Origin of the sequence: uncultured Rhodococcus sp. (assembly GCF_963525155.1) — a bacterium.
Taxonomy (GTDB): domain Bacteria; phylum Actinomycetota; class Actinomycetes; order Mycobacteriales; family Mycobacteriaceae; genus Rhodococcus_F; species Rhodococcus_F qingshengii.
In genome coordinates this window covers 12,468-38,846 of sequence record NZ_CAURKP010000017.1, presented here as the reverse complement: position 1 = coordinate 38,846, position 26,379 = coordinate 12,468, and the positions used below count along the sequence as shown (strand labels likewise).

General features: G+C 61.3%; 20 protein-coding genes. 9 read left to right on the top strand and 11 right to left on the bottom strand.

From position 1 onward, the window contains the following. Positions 1-61: 61 nt before the first annotated feature. Positions 62-2,422 (top strand): LuxR C-terminal-related transcriptional regulator, encoded by a 2,361-nt coding sequence (locus tag RWT78_RS06445; RefSeq protein ID WP_314674767.1) that lies wholly within the window; start codon positions 62-64, stop codon positions 2,420-2,422. Here the strand turns inward: RWT78_RS06445 and RWT78_RS06440 are convergent. Next, positions 2,397-2,633: a hypothetical protein gene (locus tag RWT78_RS06440; RefSeq protein ID WP_314674765.1), complete on the bottom strand. Its 237-nt coding sequence runs from the start codon at positions 2,631-2,633 to the stop codon at positions 2,397-2,399. The genes RWT78_RS06445 and RWT78_RS06440 overlap by 26 nt on opposite strands. A 190-nt stretch (positions 2,634-2,823) precedes the next feature. Next, positions 2,824-3,363, bottom strand: a complete 540-nt coding sequence (locus RWT78_RS06435; RefSeq protein WP_003940018.1) for a C40 family peptidase — start codon at positions 3,361-3,363, stop codon at positions 2,824-2,826. A gap of 919 nt (positions 3,364-4,282) precedes the next feature. Here RWT78_RS06435 and RWT78_RS06430 point away from each other — a divergent pair. The 3 genes from RWT78_RS06430 to RWT78_RS06420 all read left to right on the top strand — a co-directional run bounded on the left by RWT78_RS06430 (position 4,283) and on the right by RWT78_RS06420 (position 6,595). After that, on the top strand, positions 4,283-4,588 hold the full coding sequence (locus RWT78_RS06430; protein ID WP_029256089.1) for a DUF6412 domain-containing protein: 306 nt from the start codon (positions 4,283-4,285) through the stop codon (positions 4,586-4,588). Positions 4,589-4,700: 112 nt separating this feature from the next. Then, positions 4,701-5,669 (top strand): membrane protein insertase YidC, encoded by a 969-nt coding sequence (yidC, locus tag RWT78_RS06425; RefSeq protein WP_314674758.1) that lies wholly within the window; start codon positions 4,701-4,703, stop codon positions 5,667-5,669. Positions 5,670-5,719: 50 nt separating this feature from the next. Further along, the gene (locus RWT78_RS06420) at positions 5,720-6,595 is read left to right on the top strand and encodes an oxidoreductase (RefSeq protein WP_314674756.1); all 876 of its coding nucleotides are present in this window, start codon (positions 5,720-5,722) and stop codon (positions 6,593-6,595) included. A 78-nt stretch (positions 6,596-6,673) separates the two neighbouring features. Here RWT78_RS06420 and RWT78_RS06415 read toward each other — a convergent pair whose 3' ends face one another. The 6 genes from RWT78_RS06415 to RWT78_RS06390 all read right to left on the bottom strand — a co-directional run bounded on the left by RWT78_RS06415 (position 6,674) and on the right by RWT78_RS06390 (position 12,920). Beyond that, positions 6,674-7,681, bottom strand: coding sequence for an NADP-dependent oxidoreductase (locus RWT78_RS06415; RefSeq protein ID WP_007733944.1), 1,008 nt, complete (start codon positions 7,679-7,681; stop codon positions 6,674-6,676). Continuing rightward, complete coding sequence (locus tag RWT78_RS06410) at positions 7,678-8,106, bottom strand: organic hydroperoxide resistance protein (protein WP_003939720.1); 429 nt, start codon at positions 8,104-8,106, stop codon at positions 7,678-7,680. The genes RWT78_RS06415 and RWT78_RS06410 overlap by 4 nt, the downstream gene beginning before the upstream one ends. Beyond that, entirely contained in the window at positions 8,103-8,564 is a 462-nt protein-coding gene (locus RWT78_RS06405; RefSeq protein ID WP_003940568.1) for a MarR family winged helix-turn-helix transcriptional regulator, read from the bottom strand. The genes RWT78_RS06410 and RWT78_RS06405 overlap by 4 nt, the downstream gene beginning before the upstream one ends. A gap of 78 nt (positions 8,565-8,642) precedes the next feature. Beyond that, positions 8,643-10,025 carry a condensation domain-containing protein gene (locus RWT78_RS06400; protein ID WP_003940563.1) on the bottom strand — a complete coding sequence of 461 codons (1,383 nt, stop codon included), beginning with the start codon at positions 10,023-10,025 and terminating at the stop codon, positions 8,643-8,645. Further along, positions 10,025-11,491: a condensation domain-containing protein gene (locus RWT78_RS06395; RefSeq protein WP_314674750.1), complete on the bottom strand. Its 1,467-nt coding sequence runs from the start codon at positions 11,489-11,491 to the stop codon at positions 10,025-10,027. The genes RWT78_RS06400 and RWT78_RS06395 overlap by 1 nt, the downstream gene beginning before the upstream one ends. Then, on the bottom strand, positions 11,424-12,920 hold the full coding sequence (locus RWT78_RS06390; RefSeq protein WP_193594991.1) for a condensation domain-containing protein: 1,497 nt from the start codon (positions 12,918-12,920) through the stop codon (positions 11,424-11,426). The genes RWT78_RS06395 and RWT78_RS06390 overlap by 68 nt, the downstream gene beginning before the upstream one ends. Positions 12,921-13,390: 470 nt before the next feature. Between RWT78_RS06390 and sthA the strand changes: the two genes are divergently transcribed. The 3 genes from sthA (at position 13,391) to RWT78_RS06375 (ending at position 16,814) form a co-directional block, all read left to right on the top strand. Continuing rightward, positions 13,391-14,803 (top strand): Si-specific NAD(P)(+) transhydrogenase, encoded by a 1,413-nt coding sequence (gene sthA, locus RWT78_RS06385; protein WP_151098153.1) that lies wholly within the window; start codon positions 13,391-13,393, stop codon positions 14,801-14,803. 151 nt (positions 14,804-14,954) lie between these two features. Continuing rightward, entirely contained in the window at positions 14,955-15,857 is a 903-nt protein-coding gene (locus RWT78_RS06380; RefSeq protein WP_054188915.1) for a hypothetical protein, read from the top strand. A gap of 93 nt (positions 15,858-15,950) precedes the next feature. Continuing rightward, a complete protein-coding gene (locus RWT78_RS06375) occupies positions 15,951-16,814 on the top strand; it encodes a bifunctional 2-polyprenyl-6-hydroxyphenol methylase/3-demethylubiquinol 3-O-methyltransferase UbiG (protein WP_054825522.1) in 864 nt (287 codons plus the stop codon). Between the two features lie 579 nt (positions 16,815-17,393). Here the strand turns inward: RWT78_RS06375 and RWT78_RS06370 are convergent. Continuing rightward, positions 17,394-17,828, bottom strand: a complete 435-nt coding sequence (locus tag RWT78_RS06370) for a hypothetical protein (protein WP_314674741.1) — start codon at positions 17,826-17,828, stop codon at positions 17,394-17,396. 50 nt (positions 17,829-17,878) lie between these two features. Then, positions 17,879-18,880 carry a helix-turn-helix domain-containing protein gene (locus tag RWT78_RS06365; protein WP_218960020.1) on the bottom strand — a complete coding sequence of 334 codons (1,002 nt, stop codon included), beginning with the start codon at positions 18,878-18,880 and terminating at the stop codon, positions 17,879-17,881. A gap of 364 nt (positions 18,881-19,244) precedes the next feature. Between RWT78_RS06365 and RWT78_RS06360 the strand changes: the two genes are divergently transcribed. Next, complete coding sequence (locus RWT78_RS06360; RefSeq protein WP_064443817.1) at positions 19,245-21,764, top strand: LuxR C-terminal-related transcriptional regulator; 2,520 nt, start codon at positions 19,245-19,247, stop codon at positions 21,762-21,764. 6 nt (positions 21,765-21,770) lie between these two features. On the opposite strand, the gene RWT78_RS06355 is transcribed toward RWT78_RS06360, so the two are convergent. After that, positions 21,771-22,526, bottom strand: a complete 756-nt coding sequence (locus RWT78_RS06355) for a MerR family transcriptional regulator (RefSeq protein ID WP_030535291.1) — start codon at positions 22,524-22,526, stop codon at positions 21,771-21,773. Between the two features lie 321 nt (positions 22,527-22,847). On the opposite strand from RWT78_RS06355, the gene RWT78_RS06350 reads away from it, so the two are divergent. Beyond that, entirely contained in the window at positions 22,848-26,303 is a 3,456-nt protein-coding gene (locus RWT78_RS06350; RefSeq protein ID WP_042921773.1) for an indolepyruvate ferredoxin oxidoreductase family protein, read from the top strand. Positions 26,304-26,379: the final 76 nt, after the last annotated feature.

Below are 26,379 nucleotides of genomic sequence, written 5' to 3'. Positions count from 1 at the left end.
CGGGTGCAGTGCGCGGGGGTAACGTTGATTTGTAGTGGAATCGCAGAAAGCGAGTCGGTCGATGGCATCCGCTGTGCGCGCAGAAGCCGATAATCGGATTGTCGGCAACCTGCCGCTGGAGCTGACGAGTTTCGTCGGCCGGCGGCGTGAGTTGGCCGACGCCAGAAGATTGTTCGAGTCGTCCCGTTTGTTGACGCTGACCGGCGTCGGGGGCGTGGGCAAGACGCGGCTCGCGATCCGGCTTGCGGGTGCGCTGCAGCGGGTGTTCAGCAACGGTACCTGGTTGGTGGAGTTGGGGGAGCTGTCGGATCCGGATCTGCTCGAAGAGCATGTCGCCGTTACGCTGGGGGTGCGGCCGGTTTCGTCGTCCGATCCGCTGCTGGCACTGATCGACTATTGCATCGATCGGAGTCTGCTGTTGGTGTTCGATAACTGTGAACACCTGGTCGATGCCGTCGCCAGGCTTGCCGGGGCGATCTTGCGTCGATGTGCCGGCGTGAAGATTCTGGCGACGTCGCGGGAGTCTCTCGGTGTGGGCGGCGAGGTGACGATGCGGGTTCCTTCTCTCACAACGCCGGAACTGCGGGGGCCGCGCGCTTACGACGGGCTGGCTCGGTACGAGTCTGTTTTGTTGTTCGCAGAACGAGCTGCGACTGTGGTGCCGGGTTTCGTGCTGACCGAGGACAACAGGAGTGCCGTTGCCCGTATCTGCCACGATCTGGACGGATTGCCGCTGCCGATCGAGTTGGCGGCTGCTCGCCTACGGGGTATGTCCGTGGAGCAGATCATGGATCGGCTCTCGGATCGATACCGCCTTTTGACGTCTGGTGGACGCGACGTACCCAGTCGGCAGCAGACTCTCCGATTGTCGATCGATTGGAGCTACGACTTGTGTTCACCTCCGGAGCAGCAGCTGTGGGGTCGGTTGACCGTATTCTCCGGTGGGTTCGAGCTTGACGCGGCAGAAGGAGTGTGCGGGCAGGATTCGAGTTCGACGGAAGTGCTCGATCTCGTCACTGCGTTGGTCGAGAAGTCCATCCTGATTCGGGAGGAGATCGACGGCACTGTTCGCTATCACCTGCTCGACCTTCTGCGGGAGTACGGACGAGAGAAGGCCGAGTTCTCGAACGACTACGTGGAACTTCGACGGCGCCACCGTGATTGGTTCGAGTCGCTGGTCGTTCGTGCGGAAGTCGAGTGGATCAGCGACCGGCAAGCGGTGTGGATTGCACGGCTGGGTCGTGAACAGCACAACGTCTACGACGCGCTGGAGTTTTCGATCTCGACGCCGGGCCAGACCCGATCAGCGACACGAATGGTAGCGGCGCTGTACCGATTCTGGGTTCTCGGCGGTCGAATCGGTTCGGCGCGGCATTGGGCGGATCGAACCCTGAGAGCTTCCGATGGGGAGCCGGACACGTATCGCGTGGAAATTTTGTGTATCGACGCCGTAGCGCATGGGATGCAAGGTGATCTCGCCCAAGCGCGCGGACAGGTCGAGGAGAGTTGGCGCCTTGCCGAAATCATCGGAGACGTACGTTCTCGAGGCTTGGCTGGATGGGCGGACGGATATGTCGACACGTTCAACGGCGAATTCGGCAGTGCTGCAGGAAAGTTGGAGTCTGCCGTTACGCTGTTCCGGACCGCTGAGAATCTGGAGCACAAAGTAGCCGGTTTGGTCACCCTCGGGCTCGCTTGCATCTTTACCGGCGCCCTGGAGCGGTCGGTGGAGTGTTTCGACGAGTCTCTTGCAATCACCGGTGCGTTGCACGAAACGATGTATCAGGCGTCGGCGTTGAGCAACCTAGGGCTTGTGTATTGGTATCGCGGTGATCTCGAGCGCGCGCGTGACCATTTGGCGAGAAGTTTGCGGACCACGGATGCTTCAATGAACTCGGCGTGGTCTATCGAACAGTTGGCGTGGATTGCTGCAGCGCAACGTGATTGGAAGAATTCTGCGGTTCTGCTCGGCGCTGCAGCCATGTACTGGAAGCAAGTCGGGAGTAGGCTCGCGGGGCTTCCGATCTTGTCACCCCACCATGACAAGGCTGCAAACGATGCTCAAAAGGCATTGGGTAAGAGTGCTTTCGACAAGGAGTTTCACCGGGGACTTGTGATGACCGAGGGTGAAGCTGTCGCGTACGCGCTCGACGAGCATTGCGGAGTCCCGAACACATCGTCGACCGAGGCGATTCGACTTACTCGGCGTGAGCAGCAAGTTGCGGAACTGGTTGCTCAGGGACTGACCAACCGCGCAATCGCAGAAAACCTTGTCATCTCGGTACGCACGGCCCAGGGGCATGTGGAGCATGTACTCACCAAAATGGGTTTCACCTCGCGCGCGCAGATCGCGGCGTGGGTGGTATCGACTGCGCAGGAGCGTGACTCGCGCGAGGTCAATAGTTCAGCAGGCCGGAACTGATGTCTGATTGCAGTGCTCCGCCGACGTCGCCGCATAGGCAGAACACCGGGTAGCGCTTGCCGTGTTCTCGCCGTTGAAACGACACTCGCAGCGGTCCAGTCGCATCCACGCGCGGGGATTCCGTGAGCAAGGTGTACAGCCACGGCCCTTCGTCCAATTCGACGATGGCGAGAACGGTAGTAGGGTCGCCGTGAACCGTTCGCCAGGACACGACAGTGCCGTCTCCGCAACACCGCGTTACGTCCAACCGTGCCCCACGACACCTGGTGCAGACCGCGCTCGCTGGGGAGAGGATTGCATCACATTCCGGGCAATGGGGGAGTGTCAAGCATTCGGATCGTGATGAGTGCCCCGAATGTCGTTGCAATACAAGACGTTTTGTCAAGCTGACGCGATACATGTCAGTAGCGCCGGGCGAGATAGTATGGCATCGAGTCCACGGGTGCGCGTTTGACCGACTCCCCGGACGTCGGGGCGTGAACGACCTCACCGCCTCCGGCATAGATCCCCACATGTTCCCCGCCGTAGTACAGGACCACGTCACCCGGCTGGAGGTCGTCCCGGGAAACCGGAGCTCCGCCGACAGCCTGGTCGTAGGTAGTTCGCGGAATCGAAACGCCCGCTTGTGCATAGGCCCATCGAACGAGGCCGGAGCAGTCGAACGAGTCCGGTCCGGTCGCGCCCCAGACGTACGGGGCGCCGATCTTGGACTCCGCGGCTGCCAATGCGCGGCCTCCATCCGAGGAAGCGAAAGCTGACACTTTCGCCGGATTCGTCACGACGGAAACTCCGGCGGTGTTCCAGTCCGGATGCAAGGGGGCCTGAGCGTTCGCGGTGTCGATACTGACGGCAAGGGTTGTCAGTGAAAGAGCGCCGATGACAAGCGCCCTTCCGAGTGCATTTTTCGTCGTGCGGGGGTTGGTAAATCGGTGGTGCGACATTTCTCGTGTTGCCTTCGCGTCGGTGCGTCCCGAAGCAGGTATCCGGCTGGGCGTGATCGGGCTTCGGCTTGTGACACACAGCCTGGTTTCGCCTCGACGTGTTCGCGCCGGTCAGTTGGACGGGATGCATACCTGTTTTCGAGTGGCATGTCGGCAATCGTGACGTCTCGCGAAGTGGCAGAAGAAAGAAGTAGGTAACGATGCAGGTACTACGGTCGTCGCCGCACCTGCGGTGGACGGCAAGATCGAGTGCACCAGTGATCGTGTCATCCCGCGCGCAAGGTCTGATGTTGTCTGCGCTGCTTTGGGTGACCCCGAGGTCCGTGACGTTCGCGGCAATCACAATTGTGGCTGATCGACGTCGCGGAGCTGTTGGCCAGGTTCGGACGGAATCACTTGCCGGACGATCTGTCGGTCAGTGCGGCACCTGTTCTGTTTTGAACTGTGTCTACTGCAAGAATTATGGATCTCAATATCTCGAGAGTGTTCGACACATTGATGGCGCAGGGCAGCGTCACCGGCGCGGCCGAGCGATCGAACTTGTCGATACCGGCTACCGGTAGGGCATTGCGCGTCTCCGGCGTGCGATGGGTGACCCGATCTTTGTTCGTGCCGGCGTGGGTTGGTGCCGACATCCTTTGCTGTGCGCGCAGCGCCTCAGGTTCGATCGCTCCGGGAAGGGTCGCAAGGCCTGTTGATCGATCGCGAGAACTTCGACGGACTTTCGTGATCCGAATCAAGGAGGGCACGGCGGCCGGCCTCACCCCGGCTCCGGTCAGGCGATTCGCAGCGGGAGCGCCGAACGCTCAACAGTGGCACGGTCGGATGGACCACGATCCTGCGCACAAATGGCTGCGCGAACAAGTACGTGAGGCAAGCGTCTGGCTGGATTCGGCAGACGTTCTGTACTCTCGCAGTCATGCAACAGCGGAGCACAGGAACGGTGACACGGTCACTGTTGCTGCTTCTGCTGCCGTTCATCGCTCTTCTCGCAGTGCCTCCGCTTGGTTCCTCGGGTAGCGCCGCGGTGCTGGGAACTGCGATTGCCGTCTTCGTGGTCGCTGCGCTCGCAACTTCCTCGAAGTACGAACTTCTGCAACTGTGCGCGGTTTCGGCCACTGGCCCGTCTGATGACGAACGCTGCCTGCGTGGTGCTTTCCGCAGGCAGAGCAGCCCGGACGCGCCCGGTCGTCCGCAACCTCGAGCTCCGGGAATCGGTCTGTAGATCGGCAGTCGGCGGGTGTGAACTCGTCGTAGGTCGGTCAGACGTCTTGCGTCCACGACCATTCCCGCGCTCTCATCTCTCTGAGCGTGCCTTTCGGTGAGGTTCATTCGTCATGCTCGATTTTGTCTACTACCCCGTGTCCGGAATCCTCTGGTTCTGGCACAAGGTCTTCTCACTGGTCTCCGGATCACCCGACAACGGCGTCGTGTGGGCGTTGTCGGTCGTATTTCTCGTCTTCACGCTCAAAGCCCTGCTGTTCAAACCCTTCGTCAAGCAGGTCCGCACTCAACTGGTGATGCAGAAGCTGCAACCTCAGATCAAGGCGTTGCAGAAGAAGTATTCGGGTGACCGGCAGAAACTCACTGTAGAGATGGCCAAGCTGCAGAAAGAACATAATTACAGTCCGTTGCTCGGCTGTCTGCCGATGCTGGTTCAGGCACCGGTGTTCATTGGTCTTTATCACGTCCTGCGATCGTTCAATCGGACCGGAGCGGCATCGCACGTCCCGTTTCTGAGCCCGACCGAACCGATGTCGGTGGCGGACAACGCGAACACGGCCAACTACTTCTTCAGTGCCTCGGACGTGCAGTCTTTTCTCGACGCCAAACTGTTCGGCGCACCGTTGTCCGCCATGATTTCGAGCCCGGCAGCACAACTGGAAGCATTCGGCGACGTCAGCCGTATCTCCATCATTCTGGTAGCGGTACCGCTGATGATATTTGCCGCCGTCGCTACACATTTCACATCGCGGGCATCCATCGCGCGCCAAGTGGACACCGGAACCGTCAACCCTCAAACAGCGATCATGAACAAGCTCGCATTGTGGGTGTTTCCGGTGGGGGTGATCGCTTTCGGTGCGTTCGCGCCCGTGGCGATCCTGCTGTATTTCGTGAGTAACAACTGCTGGACGCTGGGACAACAGCATTTTGTGTACGGACGCATCGCTGCGGAGCAGAAGGAAGCCGAATCGTCGCCGACTCCCGGAATGACCGCGCCCCCGTCGCCCAGAGTGGCTGCACCGCCGCTGCCGGGCGCCAAGCCCATCCGCGCCAAGCCCATCCGCGCCAAGCGCAGGCGATGACGGAAAGCGACCCCTCCCTACCGGCGAGTAAGGCACGTACGCTGGAAAGCATGACCAAATGGACCGCAGAAGACGTAGTCGATCAGACCGGCCGCACATTTGTCGTCACGGGGGCGAACAGCGGACTGGGTGAGGTAGTCGCACGAGCGCTGGGCAAAGCCGGGGCCGACGTCGTCCTTGCCTGTCGTGACACCACGAAGGCCGACGCCGTAGCCGCCGACATCGGGCCCAACGCGGTTGTCCGCAAATTGGACCTCTCGGATCTGTCGTCGGTACGAGCCTTTGCCGACGCAACGGAGAAGGTCGACGTCCTGGTGAACAACGCCGGCGTGATGGCGGTTCCGTTCCGCCGGACGGTCGACGGATTCGAAATGCAGATCGGCACAAACCATCTCGGACACTTCGCGTTGACCGGATTGCTGAAGGACAAGCTCACCGATCGTGTCGTGACGATGTCCAGTGCCCTGCATCAGCTCGGAACTGTCGATCTGGACGATCTCAATTTCGAGCGTCGGAAGTACAACCGATGGTTGGCCTACGGGCAGTCGAAGCTTGCCAATCTGTTGTTCACGTACGAACTTCAACGCAGGCTCGCGGCGTCGGGATCTTCGCTCAAAGCGCTCGCTTCGCATCCGGGGTACGCGTCGACGAACCTGCAGGGGCACACCGAGTCGATCCAGGACAAGCTGATGGGAATCGGCAATTCGATCTTCGCGCAGTCCGCGGAGATGGGCGCCCTTCCCGAACTGTGGGCGGCAACCGCGCCGGATGCCTTCGGCGGCAGTTACATCGGACCGGACGGTCCGTTCGAGCAGCGAGGGTATCCGAAGGTCGTGGGGTCGAACAAGAAGTCACACGATACGAAGACAGCCTCGGGTTTGTGGACACTGTCGGAGAAGTTGACCGGAGTCTCGTTCGGGATTTGATTCAGATATGAAGGTGGCCGCGAACTTCGAGAAGTTCGCGGCCACCTTCATATCCGTTCGAGCTAGATGTTGTTCGGGTTACAGCGTGACAACCATCTTGCCGGTGTTCGCGCCGCGCATCAGGTCGATGAACGCTTGCGGTGCATTCTCCAGGCCTTCGACGATGGTCTCGTCCCACTGAATCTTGTTGTCGGCGAGCCACCCTGCCATGTGGGTGCGGAATTCGCCACCGAGGTGACGGTAGCCGCCCACGAGGAATCCGCGCAGTGTGAGCTGCTTGCCGATCACCAGTGCCAGGTTGTGGGGAGCGGTGGGCTTCTCGGTGGTGTTGTACTGAGCGATGGCTCCGCACAGGGCAATCCGGCCACCCTGGTTCATGGCATCGATTGCGGCTTCGAGATGCTCGCCACCGACGTTGTCGAAGTACACGTCGATGCCGTCAGGGGCGGCAGCGGCGAGTAGTTCGGTGATCGGGCCGTCGTGATAGTCGAATGCCGCATCGAATCCGAGTTCGAGAAGTCGGGCAACCTTCGCCGGTGAACCGGCGCTACCGATTACTCGCTTCGCTCCGAGCAACTTGGCGATCTGACCGACGAGCGATCCGACGGCACCTGCTGCGCCGGAGACGAATACGGTATCGCCTTCCTTGAACTCCGCAACCGCGGTGAGGCCGGCATACGCGGTGAGGCCAGTCATGCCGAGGGCACCCAGGTAGGCCGTCGCCGGCGCGATGGACGTGTCGGCCGGAGTCACTGCGGATCCGTCGAGGATGGCGTATTCACGCCATCCGAGGCCGTGGACGACGACGTCGCCCACGGCGCGATCAGTCGACTTGGATTCGACGACCTCGCCGACAGCACCACCGTCGAGCGGCGCACCGACCTGGAACGGCGGAAGGTAGGACTTCACGTCGTTCATTCGGCCGCGCATGTACGGGTCGACAGAGATGGCGATGTTGCGGACCAGGATCTGGCCGTCTTCGAGTTCGGGGAGTTCTACTTCGGCGGTGGCGAAGTTCTCCGACGTGGGCCATCCGTTCGGGCGTGAAGCGAGACGGATTTCCCGGCTGACAGTGGTAGTGCTCATTCGTCGTCCTTACTTACTTCGAGGGTGACCTCGATGTTGCCGCGAGTTGCATTGGAGTACGGGCACACCTGGTGTGCCTTCTCCGTCAGCTCGACGGCCTGATCATGGGGTAGATGGGGGAGTGAAACCTCCAGCGTCACAGCGAGTCCGAAGCCTCCTGCACCGTTGGGGCCGATGCCGACCCGCGCGCCGACTGCGGAATCAGCCACGTTGGCCTTCTCGGCACGGGCGACCATCTGCAGAGCGGAGTGGAAGCATGCTGCGTATCCGGCGGCAAAGAGTTGCTCGGGGTTGGTGCCTTCGCCGCTGCCACCCATTTCCTTGGGAATGGCGAGGCCGAGATCGAGGCGTCCGTCCGAGGTGCGAGCGTGACCGTTGCGGCCTTCGCCGGTGGCAAGTGCTTCTGCGGTGTAGACGATGTTCATGACTTCTTCTTTCCGTCGGAGTGGGCGTTGGATGCTTGAAGTGACTCACCGAGACGAGTGAGAACGTCTCGGAGTTCGGTGAGTTCGTCGTTACTCAGACCAGTGGCGCCTGCGAGCTTGGCCGGGATGTCCTCGGCCTTGCTACGCAAGGTGGAACCCGCCTCGGTCAGGTGAATCTCGACGCGACGCTCGTCCGTGGTGAGGCGTCGGCGCTCGATGAATCCCAGACCCTCCAGCCTCTTGAGCAGCGGCGACAGAGTTCCGGTGTCGAGATCGAGTGCCTCACAGATCTCACGCACGCCCCGGCCGTCTCGTTCCCAGAGCGTCAACAAGACGAGGTACTGGGGATACGTGATTCCCAGGTCGTCGAGCATTGCCCGGTACGCGGCCGTAGTGGCCCGCGACGCCGAATAGAGGGCGAAGCAGACCTGGCGTTCGAGAGCGAGTGGGTTGGTCACGAGAACAACTGTAGTGCACAGTTAAGTTGTGCACAACAAAGAAGTGTCAAATAGATCTACGGATAGGCGGCCGTTCGTCTACGGCGTCGACAGGATCTCGGAGACATGCGAGAGGAAGGTGTGCACTGTCCGGGCAGCGGGCGCAGGAAACCTGGTCCGCACTGCCAATCCGTCGTGAGTTCGTGAGAACCAGAACTGAACGTCGTCGGCGTTCGAGACGCGACTGAGTTGCTGCGGATTGATCGGCGCAGGCTGTGATTCGCTGGACTTTGATTTACGGGGGCGAGATCCACCGGGCATGGTTCGGTAGTCGGCGTAGGACACCGAGAAGATGTCTCTGCGAGTGGGCGAAACCTCGGGCCCCAAGCTCCGCAACACCTGCCTCGACGACACGGACGACAGTGAAAGTGACTCGTGGAAAGCGAGATTGACTGCCCGGGCAGTGCTGTGAAGATTGTCCATGCTCGTCACGGTGATGGGCGCATTGGCTACCAGCCATCCGAAGGTGTGGTTGTGTCGCGGTTCCCGACGCGTGTGAACAGGGAACAGTAGGTGCGTGTCCCTCTTGCCGGTCAATTGTGTTGTGGCCAAACCGATCGACGCAAGAATTGCACCGAACGACGAGTGCCGATGATCGGCGCAGTTCTGGTCGAACAGCTCTGCTTCGTCGGCGTCGAGGAGCATTCGGGTGTCTGTGCCCTGGGGCGACATCGCCCCGGCGGGCAGTCCCAGATCTACGGGAAAATGGGGAGTGTCACCCCCGCATGCTCGGAGGAAGGACCGCCAACCCGCAATCCGGTGGTCGCCGGGCTCTGGATCCGCGGTTGCCGATTCCCGGAAGCAGTAGTTGAGGAAACTCCCGGGCTCCGGAAGGAGATCAGACGCGATCGGATCACGGTCCGCCCGCGTGTATTCGCGATACAGAGTGCTGATCTCGGTAATTGCGATGCTCATGGACCAGCCGTCGCAGATGGCATGGTCGAACCCGCAGACCACTGTCGACTGGTCCTCGCGGGTGATGGCACCGAGAAAGTACGCGGGAAACGCGAAAGGATTGCACCATCGATCCAAGCGCTCGCCCAAGAGTTCTCGCACCTGCTCCGGTGTTCGCGCGTCAGCCACTGTTTCCTCACGCAGGCGCAGATCGCCGACGTCGGCGACGTCGACGAACAGTGCCGAGGATTCACCCGATTCTTCGGCCTGGGAGAACGAGCACGACAGGGCGTCGTGACGGGACGTCCATTCCTCGAAGCTGGCCTTGAGTGCGTCCGTGTCGATGGGACCGGGAACGTCGAAAGTAGCAGCGAGCCAAGTCGTATCGCCGCGGCTGCCGGCAAGATGCAGCTGCTGATTGGAGGTCGGGGGAACCGGATACGTCGTTCCGGTGGAGATTTCGCTCGGCGTCCACTGCAGAATGCGGCCCGGCCGTGCCTCGAACCTGTCGAGAAACGTGATGTGCATCAGGCGGTCTCCACTTCCTGACGTGCATCCGCCTGACGCACGACACGGTAGTCGCCGGTATCAGCGACCGTTCTCAGGACGTTGCGAAGGTGTCGTAGGTACCGATTCACCGATGTGTGCGCCTGCTCGGTGTCCGGAAAACTGACCATCACGTACGTACGGTCTTCCTTCCGGTTGATCCACATCGACAGATCACCCGTCGTTCCTGGCCCACCCAGTGCCCGCGCTTCGAGTTCGTCATGGTGCTCGGCACCTGGAATCAGGCGCATGTCGATGTACGACACCATCGGCGGGACCGAGGTTCCACCGATGTCGGATCCGGTCAACTTCGACACCTGGGCGATCACCGAGTGAATGGACACGTCCGCGAGTCCCTTCACCGCAGCGCGAGCAGCGTGGGCAAGGGGGAGTGCATCGGTAAAGTTCGTGACACCGCTCAGCGTGAACGAGACCGGGACGAGATTGATGAACCAGCCTTGGGAATAGAGGTATCTCGGATCGGAGCGAGTGCCGACTGCGTTGAGCGCGAAGTAGTTCGCTCGATCCGCAACTTCGATCTCGGTGAGGGCGAGGGCTGCGAAGATCCCCGTGGAGAAGCCGACGCCATTGGACTTGCACAGCGCTGCGAACGCGGCTGACTCGTCGCTGTCGAGAACGTCGATGTGTGTGCGGGTCGACCGGGTCTGTTCGTCCCGCGCGACGCCGAGGTCGAGGGGGAACGTCGGGAGTTGGCCGGCGTTGGCGGCGAGAATCGAAATCCACTGCTGCACAGGCGCTGCGGCCAGGTCGAGGTTCCCCGCGGATGTCCGTTCCTCGCCGCTGTACTCGACGTAGCTGCCGGGAGAGGGAAGTTGAGCGTCGATGCCGGCGCTTTCGGCGATGTACAGCGCACGAAGTTCTTCGACGCCCAGCATCAACGACAGGCCGTCGGTGTGCGAGTGATCGACGCCGTAGTAGACGGTGAAGCCGGCGCCGTGCTCGACGACGCCACTGATGAACGAGGGCCATTGCAATGGGCTGGTATCGCCGGCGAAACTTCGGCTCACATGCTCGCGAACCGCATCTGTCGTGTTCAGAGAACCGACGCTGTGCGGCGTGAGTTCGATCGTCGACGCATCCACCACGTGACGGTCGATGACCCCGCTACCGTCGGGATCTTCGGATGATCTCACCTCGAACCAACTGTGCAGTGTGTTGTGCCGCAGGACAAACGCCTGGACCGCCCGACGCAGTGCCTCCCGATCGAGATCACCGGGCAGAGTGAACGTGAATCCGATCCACGGTGACCAGTCGACGCCTTGTGCGCGCTTGTGATCGGCGGTACGAATGTGTCCTTCCTGTAGGAACGAGAGCGGTTGGTCGCTCCGCGGAGCCCCGGATGCCGCCGCCAGGGATTGTTCAGTAGGCCTGAACTCGGTGAGCGTCCCGGCTTTCGGTGCCCAGAGATCGATGGGTGTCATTTCCATGAGAGTTCTCCTCGATCGGTGCAGCGGTTTTGGTCGGAGGTGCGAAAGTGTCGGTCGAGAAGGCAAAGTCCTCCATTTCGCGGCGTAGGAGTCCCGCGAACTGATGGATGTGGCGGCTCGTGCGCGCGTTGCCCGGGTGGCGTATGGCCAGATTGAGCCCTTCGGGAGTCCGCGTGAGCCAGATGTAGACGTCGGTTCCCGAATGATCTCGACTACGAAGGCCCCTGGTCTGCCAGCTCGTCCATTGCTCGGCACCAGGAACGTGACGAACGTCCATGTACGAGAGCACGAACGGCAGGTGCTGCGGGGAGTCGATCAGCTCGCACACTTTCGAATACGGCAGTGCCGCGGCGGGGCGGACGCGCCGTATCTCCGTGCCGGCAACCTTGGCCAGATCGCTCAGGGTTGCGGCGGGGGCAATCGGAATCCTCACCGGCACAACACCGATGAACCATCCCAGCGACGCGGCCCATCGAAGCTCCGAACGGGTGTGTTGCGGCACGACGACGCGGAATTCGTCTGCACCGGTGAGATCGCCGGTCACCTTGGCCGCGCACGCGAGTATCGCGGCCAGGAATCCTTGGTTGCTGCGCTTGCTCGCTTCTGCCAGGCGTTCGGCTCCCCGGGCGCTCAGAAGCCAGGCGGACAGGCTCTGCTGAGGGACTCGGCGTCCGGTGACCGGTTCGGGTAGCGCTGGAAAGTACGGAGCCTCGCCCTGCGCGTAGAACTCGCGCCACGTCTGCACTGCCGGGTGAGAGCGGTCCGCGTGTCCCACGAGATCTCGTTCCTTGGTGCCGAAGTCGATGTAGCTTCCGGTCTCCGGCGGCGAGGGAGGGCTTCCCTCGCTCAACGATCGGTAGATCGTCTGCAGTTCGTGCGCGGTCAACGCCACCGAATATCCGTCCAGCAGAGCATGATCAGCGGCAAAAACCACGGTGAAGTGGTTGGGGCCTTCGATCGTCGCGAACTGATACGCAGGCCAGACAAGTGGATCGGTCGATCGGTCGAGCAGTTGCTGCAGATGCGTGAAGACAGACATCGAGGACGCAAGGTGTCCGACCTCGGTGCCCAGAATCCGGACGTCTCCAGACGCCGCGGTGCGTCGGACTATCGTTTCGCCCTCCACGGCGACGTGTGTTCGGAGCACTTCGTGGCGATCGATCCAGTGATCGAGAGCGGCCGCCCAGATTCTTCGGTCGAGTCGGTCGTGGATGCGAAACGAGGTACCCAGCCACGACGGAGTGCACACGTCGGTCTGATGGTGCACCTGCCGTTTCGCCTGCTCGGCATGTTTCAAGTGTGCCTCGTGTATGTAGCTGGCGGGACGCTGGTCGACAGGCCACAGCTCGGGCGGATTCACCGCGGCGGGAGTCCACTCGGTGACGGTCCCTGGAGGTAGGGGATAGTCGGCAAGTTCCGTGAATTCCATTGGGAAACCTGATCTCTCGAGATGGCGAAAGGTGGGGATCGTGAAGGGGGCGGATGTTTGTAACCGAGAGTGACAGATGATTAGTCAAGGCAAGTAGAACGCGGCCCGAGGCTCCGCGCAACTGCTTCGGTGCGGGATGTGACGAGGAACATTCCGCTCGTTATTTCGGACAATTCGAATACTGGACATCCGGTTTACGGCCCTGGTCACCTGTCAGTTGATCGATCAATCACTCTGTGGTGAAACAAATTTCAACAGACCGTTGTGAATTCCGCCGGCGACGAAGCATGTGCGCATGCGAACGTCGGAATATGTTTATGTGTAGCAAGTTTCGTATGGATTCGGCTGTATCTCTTTTAATTGCAACAGGGTTCGTGTACTGCCGTCGTGTCGTTTCGGCGCGCGGATTGTTCACCGAGTATTGACATGCTCGGCATCTGCCGGTCGTATGCAGACGGTATTTGTAAGCGATGACTGATCCGATGGAATACGACCTGGTTGTGATCGGCTCCGGCCCTGGTGGGCAGAAGGCTGCCATCGCGGCGGCCAAGCTGGGTAAACGGGTAGCGATGGTCGAGAAAGGCAACATGCTCGGGGGAGTGTGCGTCAACACCGGCACCATTCCGTCGAAGACGTTGCGTGAGGCGGTTCTCTACCTCACCGGGATGAACCAACGCGAACTGTACGGCGCGAGTTACCGCGTCAAGGAGAACATCACTCCGGCCGACCTGCTGGCGCGAACCCAGCATGTCATCACCAAAGAAATCGAAGTCGTTCGATCTCAGCTCCTGCGCAACCGCGTCGAATTGTTGGTAGGGGTCGGCTCGTTCGTCGACGAGCACACCATCCTCGTCGAGGACGCCTCGCGCGGAGACAAGATGACGATCACGGCGAGGTTCGTCGTGATCGCGACCGGAACGTTGCCTGCTCGCCCGGCGGGGGTGTCCTTCGACAGTCACCGGGTGCTCGACTCCGACGGAATCCTCGATCTGACCTCCATCCCGACCACCATGGTCGTCGTGGGCGCGGGAGTGATCGGTATCGAGTACGCATCGATGTTCGCGGCACTCGGCACCAAGGTCACCGTCGTCGAGAAGAGGACGTCGATGCTGGACTTCTGCGACCCCGAGGTCATCGAATCGCTTCGATTCCATCTACGCGATCTGGCGGTCACTTTCCGATTCGGTGAAGAAGTGACGGCCGTCGACGTCGGAGCGAACGGAACGCTTACGACGCTGCGCAGCGGCAAGCAGATTCCCGCCGAGACCGTGATGTACTCGGCTGGACGGCAAGGCCTCACGGCGCCACTCGCGCTGGAGAACGCCGGGCTCGAAGCCGACGAACGTGGCCGTATCTACGTCGACGACAATTTCCGCACCAAGGTCGAACACATCTACGCCGTCGGTGACGTCATCGGATTCCCGGCGTTGGCGGCGACGTCGATGGATCAAGGTCGACTCGCGGCCTATCATGCCTTCGACGAACCAGGCGCGAAGCTGATGGATCTGCAGCCGATCGGCATCTACTCGATTCCCGAGGTGTCGTACGTGGGCGCCACCGAGGTCGATTTGACCAAGGAATCGGTGCCGTACGAGGTCGGGGTTTCCCGGTACCGCGAACTCGCGCGCGGGCAGATCGCAGGCGACACCTACGGGATGCTCAAGATCCTGGTGTCGACGGATGACCTGAAACTGCTCGGTGTTCATATCTTCGGCTCGGGTGCAACGGATCTCGTGCATATCGGCCAAGCGGTGATGGGGTGCGGCGGGACCGTCGAATACCTTGTCGACGCCGTCTTCAACTATCCGACACTGTCCGAGGCGTACAAGGTGGCGGCGCTCGACGTCATGAACAAGATCAGGGCTCTCAAGCAATTCCACTAGGGGTCGGGGTGTCCCCAGGTACCGGTCAGGGTCGGTCGGTGTACTTCTCGGGTAGCACTTGTTCGAATACCTGAGGGTGATGTCAGGCCTGGGGAAATAGGGCAGGGTCTATCTCCATGACCATTGCCCAGGAACTTCGTGTGGAATTTCGATGCTGATCGGACTGATTGCCGCGATCGTGGCATGCGTCGGGTACGGCGTTGCATCCGTGCTGCAAGCCTACGGCGCGCGCAAGTCGGCAGCTGCCGCCGAGCAGCGTGGCGAGGCCGGACACGTGACGGCGTCGGGTGGCCCGACCTTGCGTTCGACGTTCGCGGCCGCGCTGACGGCGTCGTTCATCCTGGGCACCGTGCTCGATGCGGTCGGATTCGCCGGTAGTGCCATCTCCGCGCGGCTCATTCCACTGTTCTTGTCGCAGACAGTGGTCAGTGCCAATCTCGTCATCACGGCAGTACTGGGGACCGTGGTCCTCGGCATCCAGTTGCATCGTCGCGACTGGTTCGCGATCGCCGCTGTGATCGGATCGCTCCTGCTGCTCGGATTGTCGTCAGGTCACGCGGGCGGTGGGAGTTCCAACGACGTCGTCCACTGGGGTGTCCTCGTGGGCTCGGCGTTGATCTTGCTGATCGGCATAGGTTTGATCCGATGGTTGGGCTCACGCGCAGCAGTAGTCGCCGGGTTGATCTCGGGTGTGCTGTTCGGCTGTCTGGCCATTGCCGTACGCGTGGTCTACGGAATCGATCCGTTCGAAATCGGCACGATGCTCCGCGATCCGGCCGGCTGGGCGATCCTCGTCTCGGGCCTGGGCGGTTTCTATCTGCACACGGTGGCGCTGCAACTGGGATCCGTCAACGGAGCGACAGCGGCTCTGGTTGTCGGCGAGACGGTGGTTCCGGGAATCGTCGGCGTCGTGGTGCTCGGCGACGCGTCGAGACCTGGCCTGGAATGGCTTGCCGTCGTCGGCTTCGTCGGGGCAATCGCGGGTGCCGTCGCCGTGGCCGTCTTCGGCGCGGCGAGCCACGAGGAGAAACCGGTCGAAGAAGTTACCTTCTGATCCGGTAGACGAAAGTGTCCTCGAAGACACGACGGCGAACACGACTACAGACGTGTTAGAAAGGCAGTTCAGGCCGATCTCGGAGGGGTAGTCATGCACGGGGCAGCAGCGAAGCACGAGGCCGAAGCCATCGCCGGAAACAAGGCAAATTGGGACGATCGCGCCGATGTGCATGTGCGCTCCGAAATGTATGACGTCGGCGGGTTTCTCGCCAACAGAGCGACCATTTCCACAGTTGTGCAGAACGACTTGTCGATTCTGGCCCCGCATCTGCCACAGTCAGGAGTGCAAGGTCACTCGCTCCTGCATTTGCAGTGCCACATCGGGATCGACACGATCTCCTGGGCGCGTCTTGGTGCGATCGACGTGCACGGGCTTGATCTGTCACCCAACTCTCTGCACCACGCTGCTCGTATCGCAAAGGCAGACAACCGCGAGATCACCTGGGTGGAAGGTGATGCGCGATTCGCCTCGACGCTGATCGACCGACGTTTCGACGCGATCGTCACCAGTGCCGGAACAATCGTCTGGTTGCCGGAACTCACCGCTTGGGCTCAGTCGATCCACGACCTCCTCGAGCCTGGTGGGGTGTTTCAGATCCGAGACGATCATCCGATCCTCGGCGCAATGGCGTTCGAGCCGTGGATGATCACCGACGACTACCTCTCCGGGGGCGGCATGCGATCGTACGAAGACTCGGCGACTTACACCGGGACCTCCGATGGGCAGATAGCGCACACCGCCAACCACGAATGGCGCCACGACCTAGGCGAGGTCATTGGTTCCTTGCTGGATGCGGGTCTTCATATCGAATCAGTTTCGGAACTTCCCTATATGGACTGGCCGGCCTTCCCCGAACTCGTTCCATGCGCCAACGGATGGACTCTGCCGAGCCACTCTCCGCGGATACCTTTGAACTTCGCCATCGTCGCCAGGCGAAATCAGCGAAGTGAGTGAGCAGAGCCGATCCCTTGGAAGACTTCGAATTATTCCTCGAGCGGCGTGGCCGTATTTCGTGCATGATCGTCGTATGGCTTTGTCCCGGTTGTTGCCTGCCAGCTCGCCCTTTTCGCAAGTCGGCGCGTCTGGTGTGGTGCGTCCAGGAATCGAGTTAATCGTAGTTCTTTCGAGCTAATACTTCTGGTGGATAGTGCTTTTCGCTCGAACTCTGCTCGGCGTTGTTGCAACCGTTCGGCGAAGTTGCAATATCAGGTTCGAATGAACCTGCGTCGCTGTTCGATCGGTCAATTGGTAACGGAAACCGCGTTCTCGCAGATAGTTCCAGTGCGCCCCAATGTCCCGCATACGTTGTGCGTCACGGGCAGCGGGACGAAGAACGGAGGAAAGTGATGAGCAGCTTGGATATTCAACGCTGGTCGAACGACTTCACCGCGCTGACCAAGGTCATATCGGAAGGCATCGAGCAGTTTGTTCTCCGGTTCATTTCCAGCTGAAGTGATCTGAGCTCGTTGCCCGTCGTGGAATTATTGATCTCCACCGCGATTCGGAGGACGAATCGTGATGAAGCAGAGGTTCTTACGAGGTCTGGGAGGCCTGGGCGGGGGCGAGCAGGTAGGAGAACACGTACGTAACTGCGGCGATGACCGCCAGTACGATCAAGGACATCGGGAATCCTCCGGCATCTCGCACCGGGTCACCAGTAGCGACGACAGCCGCCATGGACACTCCGATTACCAGCAATGTCACCGCCAAGGCAGAGCACGCAGCGAACCGATGCTTCCAGCAGCAGACTGTGCGCGCCGGCCATGTATGGCTTGTTCTCAGGGCGCAGCGCCCGCCTGCAACAGCGCTCGAGCCGACAATCAGCCCTGCCAGCGCTCCGATGAAGGCGGGTATGAACAGTCCTACCCAGGACCAGGCTCCATCGCCGACTATCGGGATCATCACGGCGACACCTGTGACCGCACCTGTGAGCGCAGCCAGACTCAGTTCCTTGTCGACCCAGCTCATGGATCAACTAGAACACAGGCACGCTCCCGAGGCTGTGGAGTATCTCGGATTCAGGGGCTGAAGAACTCGAGTCGGCGGCGCAGGCGTGCGATCGACGGGTCCCCGATCGTGCGTCTGCCGTCGGTTCGGGCTTGGCTCGGGGTCATCCCGTAGAAGTCCTTGAACGCTCGCGCCAACTGGGATTTCGAGGTGAAGCCGCATCGCAGGGCCAACGCTTCGATCGTTTCGTTCGGCATCTCGGTTCTGGTCAATTCGCGGTAGACGAGTTCGAGACGCTTCCGCCGAATGACAAGAGCTATTCCGCCGTCGGATGCGAATGCGCGATAGAGCTGTGCCCGGGAGACGGACAATGCTGCGCACATGCTCGTCGGGCCGAGCCAGGTCTCCGAGAGATGCTCGGCGATGTAGGCGTACGCACGATCGCGGAGAGAGTGATCGGGCCGCGGCGACAGATCAGGTTCGGCGATACCCAAACTGACACGAAGGAGGGAAGCGACGACGTCCTCGTAGCCGGCCGCAGCATCGGGATCGAGATGCGGTAGCGCGAGTACGACCGATTGCATGCACTGAGCGAGCACGACGGCAGGAACTCCGCGCAGTACCGTCCCGTGTAGAGAACGACCCTTCGACTCGGCCTCGACGAGGGAACGCGGTGCGAGGAGCGTGATGGTGCGCCCTGTCGATTCCGCCTCCGCGTCGGCGGTCCAGGTACGCCCGAGGTCGAAGAATGTGACATCGCCTGGACGTGCGACGAAATCGACTCCGTCGGCGTTGCCGCTCAACTGCCCGTCGAGGACGACCTGGACCATGTATTCATCGTCGAGTCCGCTCTCGGCGATCAGCCGATTGTTTCGGGTGTACTTCTGTGCATTGAAGGTAGTTTGACCGATCAACGAGGTTCCGATGGAAAGCGCTGTGATCGAGCCTTCGAGAGATGTGTCAGGGTCAATTCGGTCGGTGACGAAGAACGGACGTGTGGCACTGCGCCAGAAGTCGTCGGCGTCCGCAGGATCGACCGATCGGGTCGACACGCGGATGCGGGCGGAATTCATCGACACGCGGGCATGATATGTCAGATCCCGCAGGTCGCAGTCACTCTCCCGCAAATAGACGTCAATAGTGACCGAGCCCACATAATGAGACAAATCGGGCGTATTTGTGAGACGGCCAGTGCTCGCGTGTCGCGGCGAAGCTGTCTATGTTGTTCGTTATGGGTGGACAGGTTGGGAGTTCGATGCTCGAACGAAATCTCGAGTTCGGCGGGGATCGACTGCTCGTTTGTCGGCCATCATGACGTCCACTTCGAATCGATCGCAGCTATCTCGAGCAAAGCGAAATCCTCGAGGAAGGGGCACGCTGCAAAGGCGGCTTGCCGGGCGTGGAGCCACGGCGATTCGTCCCCGCCTCCTCGGATTGATGGAACGCTCGGCGGGATTGACTGTCATCGATTCGCCGCTTGGGTTCGGCAAGACGGAACTCGCCGCGTTGTGGCTCACGACTCTCGGGCAGGTGCCGAGCAGACCGGTAGTCTGGGTGCCGGCGCCATCGCATCGGATGACCCCCCTCGAGTACTGGAACACCGCGCTCGCAGTAATTCAGGATTCCCTGGAATCACTCGAGGCCCCGCCACGAATGCGCGAGGATCCAGTGGGCGCGATCGAATCACTCCTCGACTCGTCGCCCGCACCATTCGTGTTGGTGTTCAACCGCATCGACCTGGTTGAGGGTGACGAGGTGGGACGCCGAATCGTGGATCTGATCGTGCGGCTTCCCGGATTGAAAGTAATCGTCACGCTGCAGGATCGGTCTGCGACGGACTTGCTCGAAGACGTCCGCGTGGACGAGTACCTGTGCGCGAACGACCTCAGATACACGCTCGACGAGTCCACCGTTCTGTTCGCGGAGGCAGGGATTCACCTTCCCTCGGGCATCGTCCATTCGATCTGTGAACGCGTCGCCGGCGTTCCCGTGCTGATGAAGGTTGCTCTGAGTGCGGTTGCGGGGCTGAGTGAACCGAGCCGTGGACGCGAACGCGTTCAGCAGCGAGTGGACCAGGCGATCCACGCGTACGTCAGTCGGACCGCTCCTCGGTCGGGCAAGTCGCTCGAGTTGTTCGACTTCGCGACTACGATCGCCGCTGCCCGCACGGTGACACCAGAGATCGCTCGTGTCCTGTCCGACGATCTTGACGTGGAGGGCAAACTGGACTTGCTCGAGTCTTTCGGTCTGATCTTCCGGAATGGTTTCGAGGGAGAACCGTCCTGGTACTTCGCGCCGTCAGTTCGACTGGCATTCATACAGATACGGGCCGAACAAGGGGATGGATTCGAAGATCCCTTCCAGGTACTCGTCGATCACGCTCTCGGGACTTCGGATATAGCCGGTGCCGTTCACTACGCCTTGGACGGACGCAAGTGGACCAGGGTGCTCGACATACTCGAGCGCCACTGGGCTGATCTTCTGGTCGATCACACCGGATTGGTCCGGACTGCGTTGCAATCCATACCCGGTGACGTACTCAGTTCGAACCCTTCGATTCTGGTGGGTCGTGACCTGCTCGAATCACGTCTGCGGCCGCAGTTGATCAACGGCGATTCATTACCGACGGAACCGGCGGAATTGCGTGCGATAGGTGGTAGTCCGCATGCGCACAGCTTGTTGAACGTCGGAACTGTCCAATCGGTGGTGCTGAGAACATCCGGTAAGTACCAACGCTCTACCGAGATCACGCGCAAATTGGCGCACGTCGTGTACGGACTCGGCGACGAGTCGTTGGGCGCGTTGGGGTCTCAACTGCCCGCCCTGCGGCTGATCTGGGGGGTCTCGCATCAATTGACCGGTGACCTCGGTGATGCCGCGGTGGAATTGCGACTCGCCTATCAAGGTGCGGTGCAACATGGTCCGGAGTTCGTCCTGCGTCACGCCGCAGGCAATGCCGCGCTCAACTCCGCGCTGATCGGGGACGTCGCGCACGCGACGGACTGGCTGCACCTGGAAAGCACACACCCGGACGTTTCGGGATGGTTGGGACCGCCCTCGCACATGGGGGGAGCGATCGCGCGGGCACTGGTGGCGTGCGACAGCGTGGACCTGCACGCCGGAGCTGCCGCGATGGACGCACTCGCCGAGGTCACACCGCCGGGCGACCTGTGGGCGTTCGCGGCCTACACTTACACCAGATTTGCACTGCTGCAATCGGACCCGTTCTCGGGGCTGATTTCCCTCCAGCGCGCAGTGGCAACGCACGGGCACGTGAATCCGTGTGAACGATCGCTCGGTGACGCGCTTCTCACCGCGGCACGTATCGATCTTCTGTTGGCGTCCGGGGAGGGTACCAAGGCGCTGGAAGAATCAGTCGCTGCGCCACATACGTTTGCAGTTGTCACGGTCTCCGTGGCGCGGGCGCATCTCCTGACCGGGTCGCCGTCCCAGGCATTGGAATTGTGCCGCGAAATCGACTGGAGCGGGCAGTATCTCACGAGGTTTCGGCTCGAATCCCTGCTGATCGAATGCGCTGCTCTGTGTGAACTGGGCAGGATCCCCGCTGCCGCGAGTACATGGGAGGAAGCTCGCGGACTGCTCGAAACCTCCGGTGTCCTGTCGGCCCTGGCGACGATACCGCGTGATCTGATCAGGCAACTCGAAGATCGGGCCGAGGGCTCGAGCAGTGCCGTCGCGACCTTTCTCGAATCCGAAGCGGCGCAGATGTATCCGGCGACCATCGTTCGGGTCCAATTGACGAAACGGGAGATGGACGTTCTCGTGGAACTGGGTCTCGGCATTCCGATCGGTGAGATCGCGCGGCGGTTGTTCGTATCCAACAACACGCTGAAGAGTCACCTCCGAGCCTTGTATCGCAAACTCGGTGCGCATTCCCGGGAAGAGGCTGTCGCCTCAGCGCACCGACACAACCTCCTCGGCAGTGGGCAGGACTGATCGGCGTCAGTGCAGATTGCGCTCGGCGTAGACCTTCATCGCGTCACGGACCAGCGAAGCGGTGCCTTCTCCGTACTTGTCGTAGTTTGCAGTGAAGCGGGGATCGTCGACGTACATCTGGCCGAGCCCGGTGAAGGCGTCGGCGCTGGGAGTCCTTCCCTGCCAACCGATCTTTATCCACTCGAACTGTCTTCGGGTAATCGTCTGGACGTCGTCACTTTCCGCGGACAGCCCCGCTGTCAGTGCTTTTCCGAATGCCGCTGCGATGTCGGCTTGAGCTTGCAGATGAGCTTTACGGTCCTGCTCCGACATCGACCGCCACCAGTTGTCGCCGCTGGTGTAGGCGTCCTTGCCCCAACGCTCGATGACCTCGTCCTTGTATCGGGTGTGGTCGAACCCGTCGAAAACATCTTCCGGCATGAGTGATTCACCATTCTTCGTCTTGTTCAAGGTCCTGTTGACCGATTCGATCTGTCTCGAGATCCGCGTGCGCTCTTGCTCGAGGAGTTCGAGGTGCGTACGCAGTGCGGCGGCCGTATCGCGTTCGCCGGTGAGGACTTCGGCGATGGCCGGCAATCCGAGTCCGAGTTCCCGAAGTAGAAGGATGCGTTGCAGTCGCACCAGGGCGTCTTCGTCGTAGAAGCGGTAGCCGTTGGCGCCGATGCGACTCGGTTCCAGGAGTCCCAAATCGCCGTAGTGACGCAGCGTTCTGCTGGTGGTACCTGCGGATTTGGCGAGTTCTTGGATGGACCATTCGCTCACGTGGAGTTCCTACTCTCGGATCGGTTGTGCTCATTCAGCATGCAAGTTGACGTTGCGTCAATGTCAAGAAAGTTCTCGGTGTGCATTGTCGGGAACGTTTTATGTCCGTTTCGCCGTATCGCCACGAACGGGTCTCCAACTGATTGATTCGATGACCTAGGTCACGTGATTTGGCTCACAAATTGTCAATTTGAATAGTTGAACAAGCCTCTGTTGACGCTTTCACATACCTCGACCACGATCATCTGAACAGATCGAGTTACGCGGTTGTTGAAAATGCACGGTAGTTGAAATGCACTGCAGACGGAACGGTGGTCCACGATGACTGAACTGGTGTCGGGCGTAGCCCAGGCCAAGCCCTATGACCTCGATGATCGGTACCGGTCGGGATCGGGACCGGTGTTGCTGACCGGTGTTCAGGCAATTGCACGCGGCTTCGTCGAGCAGCACGTTCGCGACATTCGGGCAGGTAAGCGTATTGCCACCTTCGTCTCCGGTTACCAGGGCAGCCCCCTCGGTGGCGTCGACAAGATGCTTCACGGCATGCCCAAGGTTCTCGCCGAGCACGACATCACCTTCATCCCTGGCTTCAACGAGGAGCTCGCCGCCACGGCGGTATGGGGAAGCCAGACGGATCTCCCCGCCGGAACCGCGACCCACGACGGCGTGACCGGCGTCTGGTACGGCAAGGGCCCCGGCGTCGACCGCGCTACCGACACCATTCGCCACGCCAACATGTACGGCGTGAACCCCAAGGGCGGCGTCGTCCTCCTGGTGGGCGACGACCCCGCGTCGAAGTCCTCCACGGTTCCGGCCGTCAGCGAGCGCTCGCTTGCCGCGATGGGCGTACCGGTTCTCTTCCCACGCAATGCCGAAGAGATCATCACGATGGGTATGCACGCCGTTGCTCTCTCGCGTGTCTCCGGTTGCGTCGTAGCGCTGAAGATCGTCGCCGACGTCGCAGACGGTGCCTGGACGATCGACGGCAGCATCGCGGACTTCGACATCGTGGTTCCGGAAGTGCAGTTCGAGGGCAAGCCCTTCGTCTACAAGCAGCGTCAGATGGCCGCGCCGCCGGACAGTGTCATCGCCGAGGCCGATCTGTACGGCCCGCGATGGGATCTTGTGCACGCGTACGGAACTGCCAACAACCTCGATGTGATCGAGGTCAACCCCTCCGGTGCGAAGATCGGTATAGCCGCCACCGGTACAACTTTCGACTCCGTCCGTCAAGCTTTGGCAGACCTCGGCGTCGATGATGCCGCGCTGCACCGCGCCGGGATCCGTCTCCTTCGCATCGGAATGTGCTACCCCGTCGTGGGCGAGAAGATCAAGGAGTTCGCCGAAGGCCTCGAGCAGATCGTCGTGGTCGAGGACAAGACCGCGTTCATCGAAGCTCAGATCCGGGAAGTCCTGTACGGCACCGACGATGCTCCTCGCATCATCGGCAAGCGTGACGGCCAGGGCCGTCTGCTCATGCCTGCCAGTGGTGAACTGACCGCAGGCCGGTTGCTCGCCCCGTTGCGCCGCGTACTGAAGCCGCACGTCGAGCTCAAGCGCACCCTCCCGGCCCCGCTGTCGCTGAACGTGCTCTCCGCCAAGCGAACCGCGTACTTCTGCAGCGGGTGCCCCCACAACCGTTCCACCGCTATTCCCGAGGGTTCCATCGGCGGCGGCGGAATCGGTTGCCACACACTCGTCACCATGTCCGGCCGTGAGGACAGCGCTGTCACCGGCCTGACGCAAATGGGCGGCGAGGGCAGCCAGTGGATCGGGCAGGCACCGTTCACCGACGTGCCTCACCTGTTCCAGAACATCGGCGACGGCACCTTCTTCCACTCCGGTCAGTTGGCTGTCCAGGCATGCATCGCCGCAGGCGTGAACATCACCTACAAGTTGCTCTACAACGAAGTAGTGGCGATGACCGGTGCACAGGACGCGGAAGGTGCCCTCTCCGTTGCTCAGCTCAGCCACAAGCTGACCACCGAGGGCGTCAAGCAGATCATCATCTGCGCCGACGAGCCTTCGCGTCACAACAAGCGCGCTCTGGCCAAGGGCACCAAGCTCTGGCACCGCGATCGCCTCGACGAGGCCCAGAAGGAGCTTCGCGAGATCAAGGGCGTCACAGTGTTGATCTACGACCAGCACTGTGCGGCCGACGCTCGTCGCCAGCGCAAGCGTGGCACGCTGCCCACTCGCAACACTCGCGTCGTCATCAACGAGGCAGTGTGCGAAGGCTGCGGTGACTGCGGTGTGAAGTCGAACTGCCTCTCGGTCCAGCCCGTGGACACCGAGTACGGCCGCAAGACGAAGATCGACCAGACGTCCTGCAACACCGATTACACCTGCATGGACGGCGATTGCCCGTCGTTCGTGACCGTCGAACTGGTACCGGGCAAGAAGGCTCCCAAGGCCGCACGTCCCGTCCCGCCCGTCGTCGCAGACCCCGATTTCGGACCGCTCACCAGCACGCAGAACGTTTTCCTCGCGGGCATCGGCGGCACCGGCATCGTGACCGTCAACCAGGTGCTCGCAACGGCTGCACTGCGCGCCGGCCTCGAAGTGGAGAGCCTTGACCAGATCGGACTGAGCCAGAAGGCCGGACCGGTTGTCTCGCACCTGCGTTTCAGCTCCAGCGCGCTCGAGCCGTCCAACCGCCTCACCCCGGGCAGCGCGGATTGCATCGTCGCCTTCGACCTGCTGACCGCGACGGACAACAAGAACCTCGACTACGGCAACGCCGAGAAGACGGTCTCCATCGCCTCGACGTCGCAGACGCCGACCGGAGACATGGTCTACGACAAGGCTGTTCGCTACCCCGAGGAGACGTCACTCCTCGCCCGTCTCGACAAGGTGTCGCGCACCCTGCGTTCGTTCGACGCACTCGCCGCGGCACAGGAGTTGTTCGGTAACACCGCAGCAGCCAACTTCCTGCTGATCGGTGCGGCCTACCAGAGCGGCGGACTTCGTCTGCCGGCAGAGGCCATCGAAGAAGCGATCGGCATCAACGGCGTTGCCGTGGACGCGAACATCGCGGCATTCCGTTGGGGTCGTGCAGCAATTGCCGACACCGCAGCGTTCTCGGCCGTCACCACGCCGGCCAAGTCCGTCCGCGAACCCGTTGTCGCACCGGCTCACATGTTCGCCGGAACCACCTTCACCGGTGAAACCCTGCGACTGGTGGAACTGCGTGCAGCGCAGCTCATCGAGTTCCAGTCCGTCAAGATCGCCCAGCGTTACATCGATCAGGTTCAGGCAGTCTGGACCGCAGAACGTGCCGCAACCGAGCGGACCGATTTCAGCGAGGCTGTTGCCCGCGGCCTGTTCAAGTTCACCGCGTACAAGGACGAGTACGAAGTTGCTCGTATGCTGGTCGACCCCGCATTCATCGAGGACGTCAAGTCTCAGGTGCCGGCCGGGGAGAACCTGACCTACAAGCTCCACCCGCCGATCCTTCGAGTGATGGGCCGCAAGAAGAAGATCGGTCTCGGACCCAAGTCGCATGTTGCACTGAAGGTTCTGGCCAAGGGTAAGAAGCTTCGCGGTACCAAGCTCGACCCCTTCGGCTACATGCACGTCCGCAAGGTCGAGCGTGAACTGCTCGCCGAGTACGAGGCCATGATCGCTGACCTCTCTCGTACGCTCGCAACCGACGGATACGATCGCGCCGTCGAGATCGCGGCACTGCCGGACGTGGTTCGCGGTTACGAAGACATCAAGCTCGGCAACATCGAGCTGTACAAGACTCGCCTGCGCGAACTCGGTGTCGGTGAGTAGGAGCGCCGGCGAGTAGATCGAACAAGACTGTGCCCCAGTGACCGTCGTCGCTGGGGCACAGTTGCATTCAGGGCCT

Coding starts and splice junctions, on each gene's coding strand:
- RWT78_RS06430 (WP_029256089.1), top strand. CDS start 4,283: ATGCAACAGCGGAGCACAGGAACGGTGACACGGTCACTGTTGCTGCTT.
- RWT78_RS06395 (WP_314674750.1), bottom strand. CDS start 11,491: ATGGAAATGACACCCATCGATCTCTGGGCACCGAAAGCCGGGACGCTC.
- RWT78_RS06350 (WP_042921773.1), top strand. CDS start 22,848: ATGACTGAACTGGTGTCGGGCGTAGCCCAGGCCAAGCCCTATGACCTC.
- RWT78_RS06365 (WP_218960020.1), bottom strand. CDS start 18,880: ATGAATTCCGCCCGCATCCGCGTGTCGACCCGATCGGTCGATCCTGCG.
- RWT78_RS06380 (WP_054188915.1), top strand. CDS start 14,955: ATGCTGATCGGACTGATTGCCGCGATCGTGGCATGCGTCGGGTACGGC.
- RWT78_RS06420 (WP_314674756.1), top strand. CDS start 5,720: ATGACCAAATGGACCGCAGAAGACGTAGTCGATCAGACCGGCCGCACA.
- RWT78_RS06445 (WP_314674767.1), top strand. CDS start 62: ATGGCATCCGCTGTGCGCGCAGAAGCCGATAATCGGATTGTCGGCAAC.
- RWT78_RS06360 (WP_064443817.1), top strand. CDS start 19,245: ATGGAACGCTCGGCGGGATTGACTGTCATCGATTCGCCGCTTGGGTTC.
- RWT78_RS06390 (WP_193594991.1), bottom strand. CDS start 12,920: ATGGAATTCACGGAACTTGCCGACTATCCCCTACCTCCAGGGACCGTC.
- sthA (WP_151098153.1), top strand. CDS start 13,391: ATGACTGATCCGATGGAATACGACCTGGTTGTGATCGGCTCCGGCCCT.
- yidC (WP_314674758.1), top strand. CDS start 4,701: ATGCTCGATTTTGTCTACTACCCCGTGTCCGGAATCCTCTGGTTCTGG.
- RWT78_RS06375 (WP_054825522.1), top strand. CDS start 15,951: ATGCACGGGGCAGCAGCGAAGCACGAGGCCGAAGCCATCGCCGGAAAC.
- RWT78_RS06400 (WP_003940563.1), bottom strand. CDS start 10,025: ATGCACATCACGTTTCTCGACAGGTTCGAGGCACGGCCGGGCCGCATT.
- RWT78_RS06435 (WP_003940018.1), bottom strand. CDS start 3,363: ATGTCGCACCACCGATTTACCAACCCCCGCACGACGAAAAATGCACTC.
- RWT78_RS06415 (WP_007733944.1), bottom strand. CDS start 7,681: ATGAGCACTACCACTGTCAGCCGGGAAATCCGTCTCGCTTCACGCCCG.
- RWT78_RS06410 (WP_003939720.1), bottom strand. CDS start 8,106: ATGAACATCGTCTACACCGCAGAAGCACTTGCCACCGGCGAAGGCCGC.
- RWT78_RS06370 (WP_314674741.1), bottom strand. CDS start 17,828: ATGAGCTGGGTCGACAAGGAACTGAGTCTGGCTGCGCTCACAGGTGCG.